Below are 14,536 nucleotides of genomic sequence, written 5' to 3'. Positions count from 1 at the left end.
CTTACTTGATCAGACCATCCAGCGGCGAAGAGGCGCTGGCATAGAGTTTTTTCGGCATACGGCCAGCGAGGTAGGCCAGACGGCCTGCAACGATGGCGTGTTTCATGGCTTCAGCCATCATCACCGGCTGCTGAGCGTGGGCGATGGCCGAGTTCATCAGCACCGCATCACAACCCAGTTCCATCGCGATGGTTGCGTCGGACGCAGTGCCGACACCGGCATCGACCAACACAGGAATTTTGGCTTCTTCGAGAATGATCTGCAGGTTGTACGGGTTGCAGATCCCCAGACCGGAACCGATCAGACCGGCCAGCGGCATCACCGCGATGCAGCCGATTTCCGCCAGTTGGCGGGCGATGATCGGGTCATCGCTGGTGTAAACCATCACGTCAAAACCTTCTTTGACCAGCGTTTCGGCAGCCTTGAGGGTTTCGATGACGTTAGGGAACAGGGTCTTCTGGTCAGCCAGCACTTCCAGCTTCACCAGGTTGTGGCCATCGAGCAGCTCACGGGCCAGGCGGCAGGTGCGCACGGCTTCGATGGCGTCATAGCAACCGGCGGTGTTCGGCAGGAAGGTGTAGCGCTCCGGCGACAACACGTCGAGCAGGTTCGGCTCGCCTTCGATCTGACCGAGGTTGGTGCGGCGCACGGCGAAGGTGACGATCTCGGCACCCGAGGCTTCGATGGCCTGACGGGTTTCTTCCATGTCACGGTACTTGCCGGTACCGACCAGCAAACGCGACTGGTAAGTACGACCGGCCAGCACAAAAGGCTTGTCGCTACGAACGATGCTCATGGGGAATCCTCTTTAGGAGTGAGGGTCTTGCAGAATTCTGTGCCCTTGCGCGACTAACCGCCGCCGATGGCGTGCACGACTTCGACGTTGTCGCCGTCGTTGAGCGTGGTGTCAGCATGCTGGCTGCGCGGGACGATATCCAGATTGAGTTCAACTGCCACCCGGCGTCCGGTCAGTTCCAGACGGGTGATCAGGGCCGCAACGGTTTCACCGTCGGGCAGTTCAAGGGATTCGCCGTTCAACTGAATGCGCATGCGCAATGCCGCCATCATTTTTAGGGGCTGGCATTCTAGCCCGATCAGACAGGGTGACCCAAGCCATTCGTCTTGAAACCCGCTGCCCCGGTGAATTGGCCAGGCCTCTGTAGGAGCTGCCGCAGGCTGCGATCTTTTGATGTTGTTTTTCAAGATCAAAAGATCGCAGCCTGCGGCAGCTCCTACAGGGAGCGGTTTGCGATCAGATACAGAGAGCGGTTTCCGATCAGTTAAGGCCGGAGGTCAGGTCAGGCGCCACGCGGCGAGGCCCAGGCACAGCCAGCCAATCAGGAAGGCCAGGCCACCGAACGGGGTAATGATGCCGAGCTTGCTGATGCCGGTGGTGGTCAGCACGTACAGGCTGCCGGAGAACAGCAGAATGCCGACAGTGAAGGACACGCCGGCCCAAGCGACCAGTCGGCCCTGAATCTGCGTGGCCAGCAGCGCAACGCCAAACAACGCCAGGGTGTGCACCAGTTGGTAGGTGACGCCGGTGTGGAAAATCGTCAGATATTCCGCCGTCAGGCGGTTTTTCAGGCCGTGGGCGGCGAATGCGCCCAGCGCGACACCGGTGAAACCAAAGAAAGCGGCCAGCAGCAGAAAGCCACGCAACATGAAGAACTCCAGTCAGACTCGATCGGCAGGGTCTGTATAATGGACCGCTCCACGGGTTCGGCCAAGCCATCTCTATGCTGCGTACAATTTTCCGTCGTCTTACGAAGGCCCTGCTCTGGTTCGCGGGCGGCAGCATTGTGCTGGTGCTGATCTTTCGTTTCGTACCGCCGCCGGGCACGGCGCTGATGGTCGAGCGCAAGGTCGAGTCGTGGGTCGACGGCGAGCCTATTGATCTGCAACGCACGTGGAAGCCGTGGGACGAGATCTCCGACGATCTGAAAGTCGCGGTCATGGCCGGTGAAGATCAGAAATTCCCGGAGCACTGGGGTTTTGATTTCAGCGCGATCCAGGCCGCACTGGCGCACAACGAACTCGGCGGCTCGATTCGTGGCGCCAGCACCTTGAGCCAGCAAGTGTCGAAAAACCTGTTTCTGTGGGCAGGGCGCAGTTATCTGCGCAAAGGCCTCGAAGCCTGGTTCACCGCGTTGATCGAGGTGTTCTGGCCCAAGCAGCGGATTCTTGAGGTGTACCTGAACAGCGTCGAGTGGGATGACGGTGTGTTCGGCGCCGAAGCTGCCGCCCGTCATCATTTCGGTGTGAGCGCCAAGTCGCTGTCGCGCCAGCAGGCGAGTTATCTGGCGGCGGTGCTGCCGAATCCGCGCGTGTGGAGCGCCAGCCATCCGACCGCTTACGTGTCGCGCCGCGCCGGCTGGATTCGCCAGCAGATGAGCCAGTTGGGTGGCGACAGCTATCTGCTGGGTCTCAACGATTCGCGCCGGGCACCGTGGGCGCGCTGATCCTCTCCTGCGTCAGAACAACTTCAGCGGCTCTTCATTGAGGGCCGACAGTTGTTCGCGCAACGCCAACACCTGATCGCCCCAATAACGCTCGGTGCCGAACCACGGGAAACTGTGCGGGAACGCCGGGTCATCCCAGCGTCGTGCCAGCCACGCGCTGTAGTGCATCAGACGCAAGGCGCGCAGCGGTTCGATCAGCGCCAGTTCGCGCGGGTCGAAATCGTGAAACTCGTTGTAGCCATCCATCAATTCCGATAACTGCCCGAGGCATTCCTGACGGTCGCCGGCGAGCATCATCCAGATGTCCTGCACCGCCGGGCCCATGCGGCAGTCGTCGAGATCGACGATGTGGAACATCTCGTCGCGGCACATCATGTTGCCGGGGTGGCAATCGCCGTGCATGCGGATGTTTTGGTGCGGCGTCGCGGCGTAGACATCCTCGACACGCTTGAGCAGATCGCGGGCCACCGACTCATAAGCCGGCAGCAAACTTTTCGGAATGAAATTGCCTTCGAGCAAAGTGTTCAGCGAGGCGTGGCCGAAGTTTTGTACGCCCAGCGCTTCACGGTGTTCGAACGGCTTGGTCGCGCCGACCGCGTGAATCCGCCCGAGCAACTGGCCGAGGCGATACAGCTGATCAAGATTGCCCGGCTCCGGCGCCCGGCCGCCACGACGCGGAAACAGGGTGAAGCGGAAACCGGCGTGTTCGTGCAGGGTTTCGCCGTTGTGGATCATGGGTGCAACCACCGGGATGTCGACGTCGGCCAGCTCGAAGGTGAATTTGTGTTCTTCGAGGATGGCTTCGTTGGTCCAGCGTTGCGGGCGGTAGAACTTGGCGATCAGCGGTTCGGAGTCTTCGATGCCGACCTGATAGACGCGGTTCTCGTAGCTGTTGAGCGCCAGAATGCGCGCATCACTGAGGAAGCCGATGCTTTCAACGGCATCGAGCACGAGATCGGGTGTGAGGGTTTCAAACGGGTGGGCCATGCTGACTCCTGCGCGCAGCAGGCTGCCGCGTCCGGCCCAGCATGGTAGCGCAGATGGCAGGCCCTTAGGGGGTTGGTGTCTGGAAGGGCCTCTTCGCGAGCAAGCCCGCTCCCACATTGGATCGTCTGTGTGCATGAGACAGTTGGCACACTGCAGACCCTGTGGGAGCGAGCCTGCTCGCGAAAGCGGTTTATCAGGCGCCGACGATCCCGCCATCCTCACGGGTAATCGCCATCACCGACGACCGCGGTTTGCCATTCGGCAAATGCTCAGGGAACGTCGACCCACCGTTCTCCCCCTGATGCTGAATCCCGACAAACAGCGTCTTCTGATCCGGCGAGAAGCTGATCCCCGTCACCTCGCAACCAATCGGCCCGACCATAAACCGGCGAATCTCACCGGTCACAGGATCGGCGCACAACATCTGGTTATTGCCCATTCCGGCAAAATCCCCGGCGTTGCTCGAATCGCCGTCAGTCAGAATCCACAAGCGCCCGGCATCGTCAAAACCCAAACCATCGGGGCTGTTGAACATGTTCTGCGGGGTGATGTTCGACGAACCGCCCTTCGGCGTTCCGGCGTGCACACCCGGATTGCCGGCGACTACAAACAGATCCCAGGCGAAGGTGTTCGAGCCGTGATCATCACGGTCGGTGCGCCAGCGTAGAATCTGCCCGTAGACATTCTTCTCACGCGGGTTCGGCCCGCCCACCGGTTGCCCGTCTTCGCCACGTTTGGCGTTGTTGGTCAGGGTGCAATAAACCTGGCCGTCCTTGGGGCTGACGACGATCCACTCCGGGCGATCCATGCGCGTGGCACCGACGACACTGGCGGCGAGACGCGCGTGAATCAGCACTTCGGCCTGATCGGCAAAACCGCTGCTGGCGTCGATGCCGTTTTTGCCGTGGCTCAGTTCGATCCACTGGCCTTGGCCCTTCGGGTGATCGGGGTTACTGTCGCCAGCGTCGAACTTGGCCACGTACAAGGTGCCGTGATCGAGAATGTCGCGATTGGCCTTGGCGTTGCGGTGGTTGATCTTGTCGCGGCTGACGAATTTGTAGATGAACTCGCCGCGCTCGTCGTCGCCCATGTACACCACGGCGTGGCCGTCAGCGGTTTCCGCCAGTGCGGCGTTTTCATGTTTGAAGCGGCCCAGCGCGGTGCGTTTGACCGGTGTAGATTGCGGATCGAACGGATCGATCTCGACCACCCAGCCGTGACGGTTGAGCTCGTTGGGATTCTTCGCCATGTCGAAGCGCGGATCGTGCGGGTGCCAGTTGATCTCTTTGCTGGTGGCGACCACGCCGTAGCGTTTTTGCGCAGCGTCGAATTTCTGCTCGGCGTTGCTGCTGCCGAAGCAGTCGGTGAAGTTCTCTTCGCAGGTCAGGTAAGTGCCCCACGGCGTTTTGCCGTTGGCGCAATTCTGAAAGGTGCCGAGGACTTTTTTGCCGCTCGGGTCGGCGCTGGTTTTCAGCAACTCGTGACCAGCCGCCGGGCCGCCAATGCGCAACGGCGAGTTGCCGTGAACTCGGCGGTTGTAGCGCGAGCCCTGAACGAACTGCCACTGACCACTCTTGCGCTGCACTTCAATCACCGACACGCCTTCACAGGCCAGTGCCTTGCGCACTTCTTCGGCCGACTGCGGCATGCCGCCGTGCGGGTAGAGGTAGCGATAGTTGGTGTATTCGTTGTTGATCGCCATCAACGCGCGGTTTTTGTCGTCGGGGAAGGCGAACAGGCTCATGCCGTCGTTGTTGTCGCCGAACTGCACTTCCTGTGCGGCGGCGCTGCCGTTGCCACTCGGGTCAAAGGCCGGGCCGTTCTTGCTCAGCGGCTGGCCCCAACTGATCAGCACCGAAGACTTATAGCCTTTGGGCAGGCTGATGACGTCGCTGGTCGCGGCGGGAATGCTGTCGAAACCGAGCAGGCTGCTATTGCCGGCGCTGACGCTGGCGGCCAGCACGCTGCGGCTCAGCAGGTTACCGCCAAGGAACATCGCCGCGCCGCACAACGCGCCGGCGCTGATGAAGCCGCGACGGCTGAGGCCGACCATTTTTTCCAGGTCAGTGGATTGGTTTTCTTCTAATAGGCTCACGTCAGGCTCCCTGCTTGGTTTGGCAGCCACCTTAATCAGGGTCTATGACGTTTTTGTTGCAGGCTCGATTTAGAGCGGCGTACCGATCAACACATTCGACGGCGAGAACTGCACCTGCACCGGTTGTTCGACGGTCAGCCCACGAGTGCGCAGATCCATCGGCTCAGCCAGCGCGCAGAGTGTGTGGCCGTTAGGCAGGGAGATTCGCACTTCACTCGGGCCGTCTTCGGCGTCGAGAATCGCTTCGATGGTGCCGGTGAGGAGATTGTGTCCCGGCGTTGCAGATTGTTCAGCGGTGAGCAATTCCAGCCAGCCGGCCTTGATCAGCGCGACCACTTCGGTACCGTTTTGCAGCTCAAGGTGCACGGTGCTGTCGTGGGTGATCTGCGCGTCGAGGCACAGACCTTCGGCCAGTTCGAGGCGGATCAGGTCATTGCGGCCCTGCGCTTCGATGGCGATGACTTTGCCATGCAACTGATTGCGCGCGCTGGTTCTCAGCATCAATCGGCCGAGCAAATCGAGATCGCTGGCGTCTTCCGCCGCTTCCAGCACCTGCGCCTGCAAGGCTTGCAGCTTTTGATACAGGCGCAGCACGCGTTCGCCTTCGCTGGACAGCTTGGCGCCACCGCCGCCCTTGCCACCAACGGCACGTTCAACCAACGGTTTCTGCGCCAGATTGTTCAGCTCATCAATGGCGTCCCACGCGGCTTTGTAGCTCAGGCCGGCGCTTTTTGCGGCGCGGGTGATCGAGCCTTGTTCGGCGATGTGTTGCAGCAAGGCGATACGCTGCGGACGACGGACGATGTGCTGGGAGAGCAGGGAAGGCATGGACATGAAGGGGTGCTTTTTAGCCGTGGCGGTGGGGAGTGAAGTTGGCTGCTTGCCACGCGAGAGTCAAGCCCAACCCAATCCCTTGTAGGAGCTGCGGCACGCTGCGATCTTTTGATGTTGTTTTTGAAGATCAAAAGATCGCAGCGTGCCGCAGCTCCTACAGGGGTTATGTGTTGGTTTCAGGTTCCGGGTTTTGGCGTGCGGGCCAGGCAGTAGACATCGACTCTTGCGGCGCCGGCATTCATTAATAATCGGGCTAACGCTTGGGCCGTGGCGCCGGTGGTCAGCACATCATCGACCAACGCCAGATGCCGGCCTTGGACATTGGCGTCAGGATCCAGACTGAACGCTGCACGCAAATTACGTTTGCGCGCTTTGGCGTCGAGATCCTGCTGGGCGCTGGTGTTTTGCACCCTGTGCAGCATCCGTTCCTCGCAGGGCAAATCCAGCGAAGCGCTCAACCATCGCGCCAGCATCGCCGCCTGATTGAAGCCTCGTTGACGCAAGCGCTGTTTCGCCAGCGGCACCGGCAACAATACATCCGGCCTCGGCAGATCCTCTTCGAAGCGATGTTGCAGGTATTGCCCGAGAACGTCGGCGAGCAGGTGGCCAAACGGCCATTTCGCGTTGTGTTTAAACCGCGTAATCAAACTGTCGACCGGGAAGCCATACAGCCACGGCACAACGACCTGTTCGAACGCCGGCGGCTCTAGCAGGCACTCGCCGCAGGTCAGGCCCGCCGCGGCCAGCGGCACTGCACAGGTGACGCAGTGGTCTCCGAGCCACGGCAATTCAGTTTCGCAAGCGACGCAGATTGGCATTTCTGCTTCTGCGGCCTCATCGCACAACAAACATGTCTGTACGTTTTTTAAACAGATGTAAACCGAGCCTTTGTATCGTGGTTGACAGCGCATGACTCTTCCTTAAATATGCCGAACATCCGTGTAGCGCCTGTGGGTATTCCGTTTCCCCGGTCGCGAGCCAAGCATAACCAAGGAATTACCCATGAGCGCGAGCACCACCGCCACCCTGCGTCACGACTGGTCTTTGGCCGAAGTCAGAGCACTCTTCGTACAGCCCTTCAACGACTTGCTGTTCCAGGCGCAAACGGTGCACCGCGCGCATTTCAACGCCAACCGCGTGCAGGTCTCGACCCTGTTGTCGATCAAGACCGGCGCCTGCCCGGAAGACTGCAAGTACTGCCCGCAGTCCGGTCACTACAACACCGGTCTTGAAAAAGAAAAGCTGATGGAAGTGCAGAAAGTCCTCGAAGAGGCGGCGCGCGCCAAGGCCATCGGCTCAACGCGGTTCTGCATGGGCGCGGCGTGGAAACATCCGTCGGCGAAAGACATGCCGTACGTGCTGAAAATGGTTGAAGGCGTGAAAGCCATGGGCCTGGAAACCTGCATGACCCTCGGCCGTCTCGATCAGGATCAGACCGAAGCGCTGGCCAAGGCCGGCCTCGATTACTACAACCACAACCTCGACACGTCGCCTGAGTTCTACGGCAGCATCATCACCACCCGCACTTACAGCGAGCGCCTGCAAACGCTGGCCTACGTGCGTGAGTCGGGGATGAAGATCTGCTCGGGCGGGATTCTCGGCATGGGCGAGTCGCTGGACGATCGCGCCAATCTGCTGATTCAACTGGCCAACCTGCCAGAGCATCCGGAATCGGTGCCGATCAACATGCTGGTGAAAGTCGCCGGCACGCCGCTGGAAAACGCCGAAGACATCGACCCGTTCGACTTTATCCGCATGCTCGCGGTGGCGCGCATCCTCATGCCGCAATCCCACGTGCGCCTGTCCGCTGGCCGCGAAGCGATGAATGAGCAGATGCAGGCCCTCGCGTTCTTCGCCGGTGCCAACTCGATTTTCTACGGCGACAAACTGCTGACCACCGCCAACCCGCAGGCGGACAAGGACATGCAATTGTTTGCGCGTCTGGGCATCCAGCCGGAAGCGCGTGAAGAGCATGCCGACGAGGTTCACCAGGCCGCGATCGAGCAGGCGCTGGTGGAGCAGAAGAGCAGCGAGCAGTTCTACAACGCTGCCGTCTGATCGCCCCACGGATCCCATGTAGGAGCTGCCGAAGGCTGCGATCTTTTGATCTTGTCTTTTAAAAAACAACATCAAAAGATCGCAGCATTCGGCAGCTCCTACACAGTCATTTTTCAGATGTGAGGCCTGCATGTCTTTCGATCTCGCCGCACGCCTTGCTGCCCGTCGTGCCGAAAATCTCTATCGCCAGCGCCCGCTGCTTGAATCCCCGCAGGGGCCGGAAGTGGTGGTCGATGGCCAACCGTTGCTGGCCTTCTGCAACAACGATTACCTCGGTCTGGCCAACCACCCGCAAGTCATCGAAGCCTGGCGCGCTGGCGCTGAACGCTGGGGCGTCGGTGGCGGTGCCTCGCATTTGGTGATCGGCCACAGCGGCCCGCATCACGCGCTCGAAGAAGCACTGGCTGACCTCACCGGTCGCCCGCGTGCGCTGTTGTTCACCACCGGTTACATGGCCAATCTCGGCGCGGTCACCGCGCTGGTCGGGCAGGGCGATACGGTGCTGGAAGACCGCCTCAATCATGCTTCATTGCTGGACGCGGGTCTGCTGTCCGGCGCGCGTTTCAATCGCTATCTGCACAATGACGCCGAAAGTCTGGCCAAGCGCCTGGAGAAAGCCACCGGCAACACGCTAGTGGTCACCGACGGTGTGTTCAGCATGGACGGCGATCTGGCCGATTTGCCGGCTCTCGCCCGCGCAGCCAAGGCCAAAGGCGCGTGGCTGATGGTCGATGATGCGCACGGTTTCGGCCCGCTCGGCGCGAATGGCGGCGGCATCGTCGAACATTTCGGTTTGAGCCAGGAGGATGTGCCGGTGTTGGTCGGCACCCTCGGCAAAGCGTTCGGCACGGCTGGCGCTTTCGTCGCCGGCAGCGAGGAACTGATCGAAAGCCTGATCCAGTTCGCCCGCCCTTACATCTACACCACCAGCCAGCCACCGGCGCTGGCGTGCGCAACGCTGAAAAGTCTGGAACTGCTGCGCACTGAACATTGGCGCCGCGAGCATCTGCAAACGCTGATCCGCCAGTTCCGCCATGGCGCCGAGCAGATCGGTCTGGAGCTGATGGACAGCTTCACGCCGATCCAGCCAATCATGATTGGCGACGCCGGGCGTGCGGTGCGCTTGTCGCAGATGTTGCGCGAGCGCGGGCTGATGGTTACTGCGATTCGTCCGCCCACCGTGCCTGCCGGCAGTGCGCGTTTGCGCGTGACTCTGACCGCCGCGCACAGCGAGGCGCAGGTACAGCTATTGTTAGAAGGACTGGCCGATTGCTTTGCCCAACTCTCGCTGGAGCCAAGCCATGCGTGATCGCCTGATTCTGCTGCCCGGCTGGGGCCTCGGTGTGTCGCCGATGGAGCCTCTGGCCGCGGCGTTGCAAGGCCTCGATGAACACCTGAAAGTCGATATCGAGCCGCTGCCGGAACTGGATTCCAGTGACCTGCAAGACTGGCTCGACGAGCTCGATGAAAGCATTCCTCAAGATGTATGGCTCGGTGGCTGGTCGCTGGGTGGCATGCTCGCATCTGAGTTGGCGGCGCGGCGTGGCGAGCATTGCTGCGGGTTGCTGACGCTGGCGAGCAATCCTTCTTTCGTTGCCCATGAGCAATGGCCGAGTGCGATGGCGGGCGAGACCTTCGACGCGTTTCTCGCCGGTTGCCAGGCCGACTCGCGCACGACCCTCAAACGGTTCTCTTTGCTGTGTGCTCAGGGCGCGCAAGACCCGCGCGGCCTGTCGCGATTGTTGCTCGGCGGCGCGCCGAACACCTCGCCCTCAGCATTGATGGCCGGGCTGGAACTGCTCGCACAGATCGACACCCGCGATGCCTTGCAGGCGTTTCGCGGCCCGCAGTTGCATCTGTTCGGCGGGCAGGACGCGCTGGTGCCGGCGGAAGCAGCGGGAGAATTGTTCACTTTGTTGCCGGATATTGAAATTGGTCTGATCGAACAGGCCAGTCATGCGTTTCTTCTGGAAGACCCCCACGGACTGGCGGGCGCGATCCAGGCTTTTTTACATGAGTGCGGTGATGACTGATTTGTCTCTTGTGCTGCCTGGCGGCTTGCCTGACAAGCGTCAGGTCGCAGCCTCTTTTTCTCGCGCGGCGGCCAGTTACGACAGTGTCGCCGAGTTGCAACGTGATGTCGGTACACAGTTGATTCAGCGTTTGCCAACGGATTTTGTCCCGGCGCGCTGGCTGGATCTCGGTTGCGGCACCGGTTATTTCACCCGCGCGCTGGCTTCGCGGTTTGCCGAGAGCCACGGGCTGGCGCTGGACATTGCCGAGGGCATGCTCGATCACGCGCGGCCATTGGGCGGTGCCGAGCATTTCATCGCCGGTGATGCGGAGCGGTTGCCGTTGCAGGATTCGACCTGCGATCTGATCTTCTCCAGCCTTGCGGTGCAGTGGTGTGCGGATTTCGAGTCGGTGCTCAGCGAAGCCTTTCGCGTGCTGAAACCGGGCGGAATTTTTGCGTTTGCTAGTCTTTGTGTAGGGACGTTGTTTGAGTTGCGCGACAGCTGGCGGCAGGTCGACGGGATGGTGCACGTCAACCGCTTCCGCGAGTTCGCCCGTTATGAACAATTGTCTGCAGCGAGTGGCTTGCGCGCGCTGAGTCTGCAGAATCAGGCGCATGTGCTGCATTACCCGGATGTGCGCAGCCTGACCCATGAATTGAAAGCGTTGGGTGCGCACAATCTGAATCCGGGGCGACCGGGCGGTTTGACCGGGCGCGCGCGGATTCTTGGGCTGGTCGACGCTTATGAGCAGTTCCGTGAGGCGTCGGGATTGCCGGCGACTTATCAGGTGGTCTACGCCGTGTTGGAGAAACCCGTATGAGCGCAGCCTATTTCATCACCGGAACCGATACCGATGTCGGCAAGACCACGGTGGCCGCCGGGTTGCTGCACGCGGCGCGCTCGGCCGGGCTGAGCACGGCGGCGGGCAAGCCGGTGGCTTCCGGGTGCGAAGTGACGCCCAAGGGTTTGCGCAACTCGGATGCGCTGGCGCTGCTGGCTGAGTGTTCATTGCCGCTGACTTATCAACAGGTCAATCCGGCGGCGTTCGAGCCGGCCATCGCGCCGCATCTGGCGGCGCGTGAAGCGGGTGTGGCGTTGACCGTGCAATCGCTGCTGGCGCCGATGCGCGAGATTCTGGCGATGAATGCCGATTTCACTCTGATCGAAGGTGCAGGTGGCTGGCGCGTGCCGTTGGCCGATCAGGATAATTTGTCGGATCTGGCGATTGCGCTGAAGCTGCCGGTGATTCTGGTGGTCGGCGTGCGCCTGGGCTGCATCAGTCATGCGCTGCTGACGGCTGAGGCGATTGCTCGGGATGGCCTGCAACTGGCGGGGTGGGTGGCGAATATCATCGATCCGAAGACGTCGCGGCTGGAGGAGAATCTGGCGACATTGGCTGAGCGGATTCCGGCGCCGTGCCTCGGGCGGGTGCCGAAACTCAAGGCGTTGAGCGCTGAGGCGGTGGCTGATCATCTGCAACTGGATTTGCTCGACTAAGTTTTTCACTATGGGCAGGCACTGTGCCATTAGTGTTTTTGACGGGTGTTTTTCTGGCGCGTCTGCTTCAATGACGGCTATTGATCCTTCCAGGGATGAGAACCGTTATGGAAATCTCCGGTAACACAGCTTTTTATGCGGGGCTGAGCTCGATTCAGAGCGGGCAGAACCGTGTGGATCAGGCTGCCAGCCAGATCGCCAACACCACCATCGAACGCTCGGTCACCAGCCAGTCCTCGGAAGCTCAGGTTGATCGTCTGCGCGGCGTCGACCGCAGCCAGCAAATGGATCCGGGCAGCGACATGGTGCAGATGGCGCAGGGAAAATTCCAAGTGGATCTGGGCGCGAAAGTCGTCAAGGCATCCGACGAAGTGCTCGGTACGATCATCGATACGTTTGCCTGATCGTTGGCATTTCGACGGTCAGGATCACTCCCCGCATGCACTCTTCGCTTCTTGTAGCCGAGCGCATGAGGAAGCGAAAGCCTTGAGATCAGTTGCCCAATCGCCCCGAGACTCGAGGGTAGCGAACACCGGTGGCGCGTTTCCCACTGCTGCCTGAAATGACTATTCGTCCGGACGGCTGGACTACCACGTCACTGCAGTCACCGTCACTGTCCTCCCTTTGGAAATCCTCCGGTGTGCCGTCCGCACTGAGTCGCACGTAATACTCCTTGGTAACCCCGCCGATATCACCTCCGCCCACGACTACGATTTTTTCGTCGGTCTGCACTGCAATTGAAGTAAAAGTCAGGCTTTTCGATGGCTGAGAGAGGATTAAGGCCGCGCCACCGTTGAAACCAGCATCAACACTACCGTTACGGTCCAGCCTTGCAAGCAGTGCGCTTCCCACGTCAGTTCTTCCGTTGAAATGACCTGCGATAAGAATCTTGTCGTCCTTCTGGACGTATACCCGATTGACCGGCTCGGTAAGATTCAAATCCGTCGGTTCGATATTCGACTCTTCAGGAACCGGGATGTCGGCAAAGCCTGCGCGCGCGAAGGTAGTGTCTAGACCTCCCTCTGGCGTGTAGCGTGCTACCGTTCTGGTTCTGTTTGGTTCGCCGGGGAATCTCCAACTTCCCGCGAGAATGATGATGCCGCTTTGCTGGGTTTGAACGTCGGTTACATAGCTCGGATGGCCATGGAGCTTGACCTCGAAAAACCCGCTTTGGTCACCGAAATTTTTATCGAACTCTCCGTTGCCCTCCAGGCAATACAAGCGGCTCAACGGCCGCTCAGACTGACCGGTTTTATGGCACGCCATGATCAGAATTTTATCCCCGTGTTGCAGACAGCCGTCCAAGAATTTGCGAGTTATGAAAGGCATCACCGATTCATCGGGAACGGGGAGAATTCGACGACCAAATACCAGATTAGGAACGCCTTTATTACTGAATTTCATCACGACCGGGCTCTGAATACGGTCCATGATAGAGATGCCGAGGAGGATGATATTCCCGTCTTCCTGAACCAGGATGCGCGCGGGTATAGAAATATCCCCATCCACGAAATTCGCGATCGTCTCCTGAAAACTGAGATCTTTCACGCCATTGATGTCGAAGCGCGAAAGGACGAAACGGTTATTTTCCTGTACGGCGAGAATAAGCCCGCCGTACTTATCTGACGCGATCGCGTTCGCTGTGCCTCTCTGTGCGATCTCTATTCGCCCATCGATAGCAAATGTCTTATCCAGATCACCGGGTGATTTCGTCCCATTTCCCAATTGCATGTCCTTTCTCCTGTGATGGCCTCTGCTTTAGCCACTCCGGCTAGAGTCAAAGGCAGGCACGGTCAGTTAACGTGCAATAGGGGGATCTGGAACCTGTCATTACTGACAGTATTTGGCTCTTTGCAGGCCAAATGAATAGCTTTGCAAGCCAAGTTGATCAAAGTGGAGGAGCGGTTTGTCGTGGATGACGAACGGCAAAAGATCGCCGCTTGACAAGATTTCGGCGTAAACGTATGTTTCAAACAACTGTTTGACCGTCACAACAAATCAACACGGTCGTTCATTCCCGGTTACATCAGCAGAGGTTTATCGCTATGCCTGACTACAAGGCCCCCTTGCGTGATATTCGCTTCGTTCGTGACGAGCTGCTCGGCTACGAAGCGCACTATCAGAGCCTTCCGGCTTGCGCAGACGCGACTCCGGACATGGTTGACGCCATTCTCGAAGAAGGCGCCAAGTTTTGTGAGCAGGTACTGGCACCGCTGAACCGCGTGGGCGACCTCGAAGGTTGCACCTGGAGCGAGTCCGGCGTGAAAACCCCGACTGGCTTCAAAGAGGCTTACAAGCAATTCGTTGAAGGCGGCTGGCCAAGCCTCGCTCACGACGTTGAGCACGGCGGCCAAGGCCTGCCGGAGTCGTTGGGTCTGGCCGTGAGCGAAATGGTGGGCGAAGCCAACTGGTCGTGGGGCATGTACCCAGGCCTGTCGCACGGCGCGATGAACACCATCTCCGAGCACGGCACGCCAGAGCAGCAAGAAGCCTATCTGACCAAACTGGTCTCCGGCGAATGGACCGGCACCATGTGCCTGACCGAACCGCACTGCGGCACCGACCTGGGCATGCTGCGCACCAAGGCC

At 60.0% G+C, this 14,536-nt stretch carries 15 protein-coding genes and 1 pseudogene; 8 read left to right on the top strand and 8 right to left on the bottom strand.

All coding sequences use genetic code 11. The features are described 5' to 3' along the window. Position 1: 1 nt before the first annotated feature. The 3 genes from ACIP1X_RS15015 to ACIP1X_RS15005 all read right to left on the bottom strand — a co-directional run bounded on the left by ACIP1X_RS15015 (position 2) and on the right by ACIP1X_RS15005 (position 1,665). Positions 2-796 (bottom strand): thiazole synthase, encoded by a 795-nt coding sequence (locus ACIP1X_RS15015; protein WP_007913621.1) that lies wholly within the window; start codon positions 794-796, stop codon positions 2-4. A 53-nt stretch (positions 797-849) separates the two neighbouring features. Then, positions 850-1,050, bottom strand: a complete 201-nt coding sequence (gene thiS, locus ACIP1X_RS15010; protein WP_122604433.1) for a sulfur carrier protein ThiS — start codon at positions 1,048-1,050, stop codon at positions 850-852. A 243-nt stretch (positions 1,051-1,293) separates the two neighbouring features. Further along, positions 1,294-1,665 (bottom strand): DUF423 domain-containing protein, encoded by a 372-nt coding sequence (locus ACIP1X_RS15005; protein WP_400753209.1) that lies wholly within the window; start codon positions 1,663-1,665, stop codon positions 1,294-1,296. A gap of 74 nt (positions 1,666-1,739) precedes the next feature. Here ACIP1X_RS15005 and mtgA point away from each other — a divergent pair, with 74 nt between their 5' ends. Continuing rightward, the gene (gene mtgA / locus ACIP1X_RS15000; RefSeq protein ID WP_008083830.1) at positions 1,740-2,462 is read left to right on the top strand and encodes a monofunctional biosynthetic peptidoglycan transglycosylase; all 723 of its coding nucleotides are present in this window, start codon (positions 1,740-1,742) and stop codon (positions 2,460-2,462) included. 12 nt (positions 2,463-2,474) lie between these two features. On the opposite strand, the gene ACIP1X_RS14995 is transcribed toward mtgA, so the two are convergent. The 4 genes from ACIP1X_RS14995 to ACIP1X_RS14980 all read right to left on the bottom strand — a co-directional run bounded on the left by ACIP1X_RS14995 (position 2,475) and on the right by ACIP1X_RS14980 (position 7,289). Next, positions 2,475-3,449, bottom strand: a complete 975-nt coding sequence (locus ACIP1X_RS14995) for a serine/threonine protein kinase (RefSeq protein WP_053124475.1) — start codon at positions 3,447-3,449, stop codon at positions 2,475-2,477. A gap of 193 nt (positions 3,450-3,642) precedes the next feature. Beyond that, positions 3,643-5,544 carry a PhoX family protein gene (locus ACIP1X_RS14990; protein ID WP_400753206.1) on the bottom strand — a complete coding sequence of 634 codons (1,902 nt, stop codon included), beginning with the start codon at positions 5,542-5,544 and terminating at the stop codon, positions 3,643-3,645. A 69-nt stretch (positions 5,545-5,613) separates the two neighbouring features. Continuing rightward, positions 5,614-6,378 (bottom strand): TOBE domain-containing protein, encoded by a 765-nt coding sequence (locus ACIP1X_RS14985; protein WP_159815399.1) that lies wholly within the window; start codon positions 6,376-6,378, stop codon positions 5,614-5,616. Between the two features lie 176 nt (positions 6,379-6,554). Then, on the bottom strand, positions 6,555-7,289 hold the full coding sequence (locus ACIP1X_RS14980; RefSeq protein WP_400753203.1) for a ComF family protein: 735 nt from the start codon (positions 7,287-7,289) through the stop codon (positions 6,555-6,557). A 91-nt stretch (positions 7,290-7,380) separates the two neighbouring features. Between ACIP1X_RS14980 and bioB the strand changes: the two genes are divergently transcribed. From bioB to ACIP1X_RS14950, 6 genes are all read left to right on the top strand, one after another. Next, on the top strand, positions 7,381-8,436 hold the full coding sequence (gene bioB, locus ACIP1X_RS14975) for a biotin synthase BioB (RefSeq protein WP_008084274.1): 1,056 nt from the start codon (positions 7,381-7,383) through the stop codon (positions 8,434-8,436). A gap of 130 nt (positions 8,437-8,566) precedes the next feature. Further along, the gene (gene bioF, locus ACIP1X_RS14970) at positions 8,567-9,745 is read left to right on the top strand and encodes an 8-amino-7-oxononanoate synthase (protein WP_400753200.1); all 1,179 of its coding nucleotides are present in this window, start codon (positions 8,567-8,569) and stop codon (positions 9,743-9,745) included. After that, the gene (locus tag ACIP1X_RS14965) at positions 9,738-10,469 is read left to right on the top strand and encodes an alpha/beta fold hydrolase (protein WP_400753198.1); all 732 of its coding nucleotides are present in this window, start codon (positions 9,738-9,740) and stop codon (positions 10,467-10,469) included. Before bioF ends, ACIP1X_RS14965 begins: the two co-directional genes overlap by 8 nt. Beyond that, positions 10,462-11,271, top strand: coding sequence for a malonyl-ACP O-methyltransferase BioC (gene bioC, locus ACIP1X_RS14960; RefSeq protein ID WP_400753195.1), 810 nt, complete (start codon positions 10,462-10,464; stop codon positions 11,269-11,271). Before ACIP1X_RS14965 ends, bioC begins: the two co-directional genes overlap by 8 nt. Continuing rightward, positions 11,268-11,948, top strand: a complete 681-nt coding sequence (gene bioD / locus ACIP1X_RS14955) for a dethiobiotin synthase (RefSeq protein ID WP_400753193.1) — start codon at positions 11,268-11,270, stop codon at positions 11,946-11,948. The genes bioC and bioD overlap by 4 nt, the downstream gene beginning before the upstream one ends. Positions 11,949-12,055: 107 nt before the next feature. Next, positions 12,056-12,352 carry a hypothetical protein gene (locus ACIP1X_RS14950; protein WP_053124459.1) on the top strand — a complete coding sequence of 99 codons (297 nt, stop codon included), beginning with the start codon at positions 12,056-12,058 and terminating at the stop codon, positions 12,350-12,352. 88 nt (positions 12,353-12,440) lie between these two features. On the opposite strand, the gene ACIP1X_RS14945 is transcribed toward ACIP1X_RS14950, so the two are convergent. Beyond that, positions 12,441-13,679, bottom strand: a complete 1,239-nt coding sequence (locus ACIP1X_RS14945) for a hypothetical protein (RefSeq protein WP_400753191.1) — start codon at positions 13,677-13,679, stop codon at positions 12,441-12,443. A 314-nt stretch (positions 13,680-13,993) separates the two neighbouring features. On the opposite strand from ACIP1X_RS14945, the pseudogene ACIP1X_RS14940 reads away from it, so the two are divergent. Next, positions 13,994-14,536: pseudogene (locus tag ACIP1X_RS14940) on the top strand (phenylacyl-CoA dehydrogenase); the annotation flags it as partial.

The sequence above is a fragment of the Pseudomonas sp. NPDC088885 genome (genome assembly GCF_044750025.1).
In the GTDB taxonomy this organism is placed as follows: domain Bacteria; phylum Pseudomonadota; class Gammaproteobacteria; order Pseudomonadales; family Pseudomonadaceae; genus Aquipseudomonas; species Aquipseudomonas rustica.
Note: the sequence above shows the minus strand (reverse complement) of the source record. Positions and strands in the feature narration are given on the sequence as shown.

Bases quoted from the DNA above. Each gene is read 5' to 3' on its own strand.
- ACIP1X_RS15015 (WP_007913621.1), bottom strand. From the start codon at position 796: ATGAGCATCGTTCGTAGCGACAAGCCTTTTGTGCTGGCCGGTCGTACT.
- thiS (WP_122604433.1), bottom strand. From the start codon at position 1,050: ATGCGCATTCAGTTGAACGGCGAATCCCTTGAACTGCCCGACGGTGAA.
- ACIP1X_RS15005 (WP_400753209.1), bottom strand. From the start codon at position 1,665: ATGTTGCGTGGCTTTCTGCTGCTGGCCGCTTTCTTTGGTTTCACCGGT.
- mtgA (WP_008083830.1), top strand. From the start codon at position 1,740: ATGCTGCGTACAATTTTCCGTCGTCTTACGAAGGCCCTGCTCTGGTTC.
- ACIP1X_RS14995 (WP_053124475.1), bottom strand. From the start codon at position 3,449: ATGGCCCACCCGTTTGAAACCCTCACACCCGATCTCGTGCTCGATGCC.
- ACIP1X_RS14985 (WP_159815399.1), bottom strand. From the start codon at position 6,378: ATGTCCATGCCTTCCCTGCTCTCCCAGCACATCGTCCGTCGTCCGCAG.
- ACIP1X_RS14980 (WP_400753203.1), bottom strand. From the start codon at position 7,289: ATGCGCTGTCAACCACGATACAAAGGCTCGGTTTACATCTGTTTAAAA.
- bioB (WP_008084274.1), top strand. From the start codon at position 7,381: ATGAGCGCGAGCACCACCGCCACCCTGCGTCACGACTGGTCTTTGGCC.
- bioF (WP_400753200.1), top strand. From the start codon at position 8,567: ATGTCTTTCGATCTCGCCGCACGCCTTGCTGCCCGTCGTGCCGAAAAT.
- ACIP1X_RS14965 (WP_400753198.1), top strand. From the start codon at position 9,738: ATGCGTGATCGCCTGATTCTGCTGCCCGGCTGGGGCCTCGGTGTGTCG.
- bioC (WP_400753195.1), top strand. From the start codon at position 10,462: ATGACTGATTTGTCTCTTGTGCTGCCTGGCGGCTTGCCTGACAAGCGT.
- bioD (WP_400753193.1), top strand. From the start codon at position 11,268: ATGAGCGCAGCCTATTTCATCACCGGAACCGATACCGATGTCGGCAAG.
- ACIP1X_RS14950 (WP_053124459.1), top strand. From the start codon at position 12,056: ATGGAAATCTCCGGTAACACAGCTTTTTATGCGGGGCTGAGCTCGATT.
- ACIP1X_RS14945 (WP_400753191.1), bottom strand. From the start codon at position 13,679: ATGCAATTGGGAAATGGGACGAAATCACCCGGTGATCTGGATAAGACA.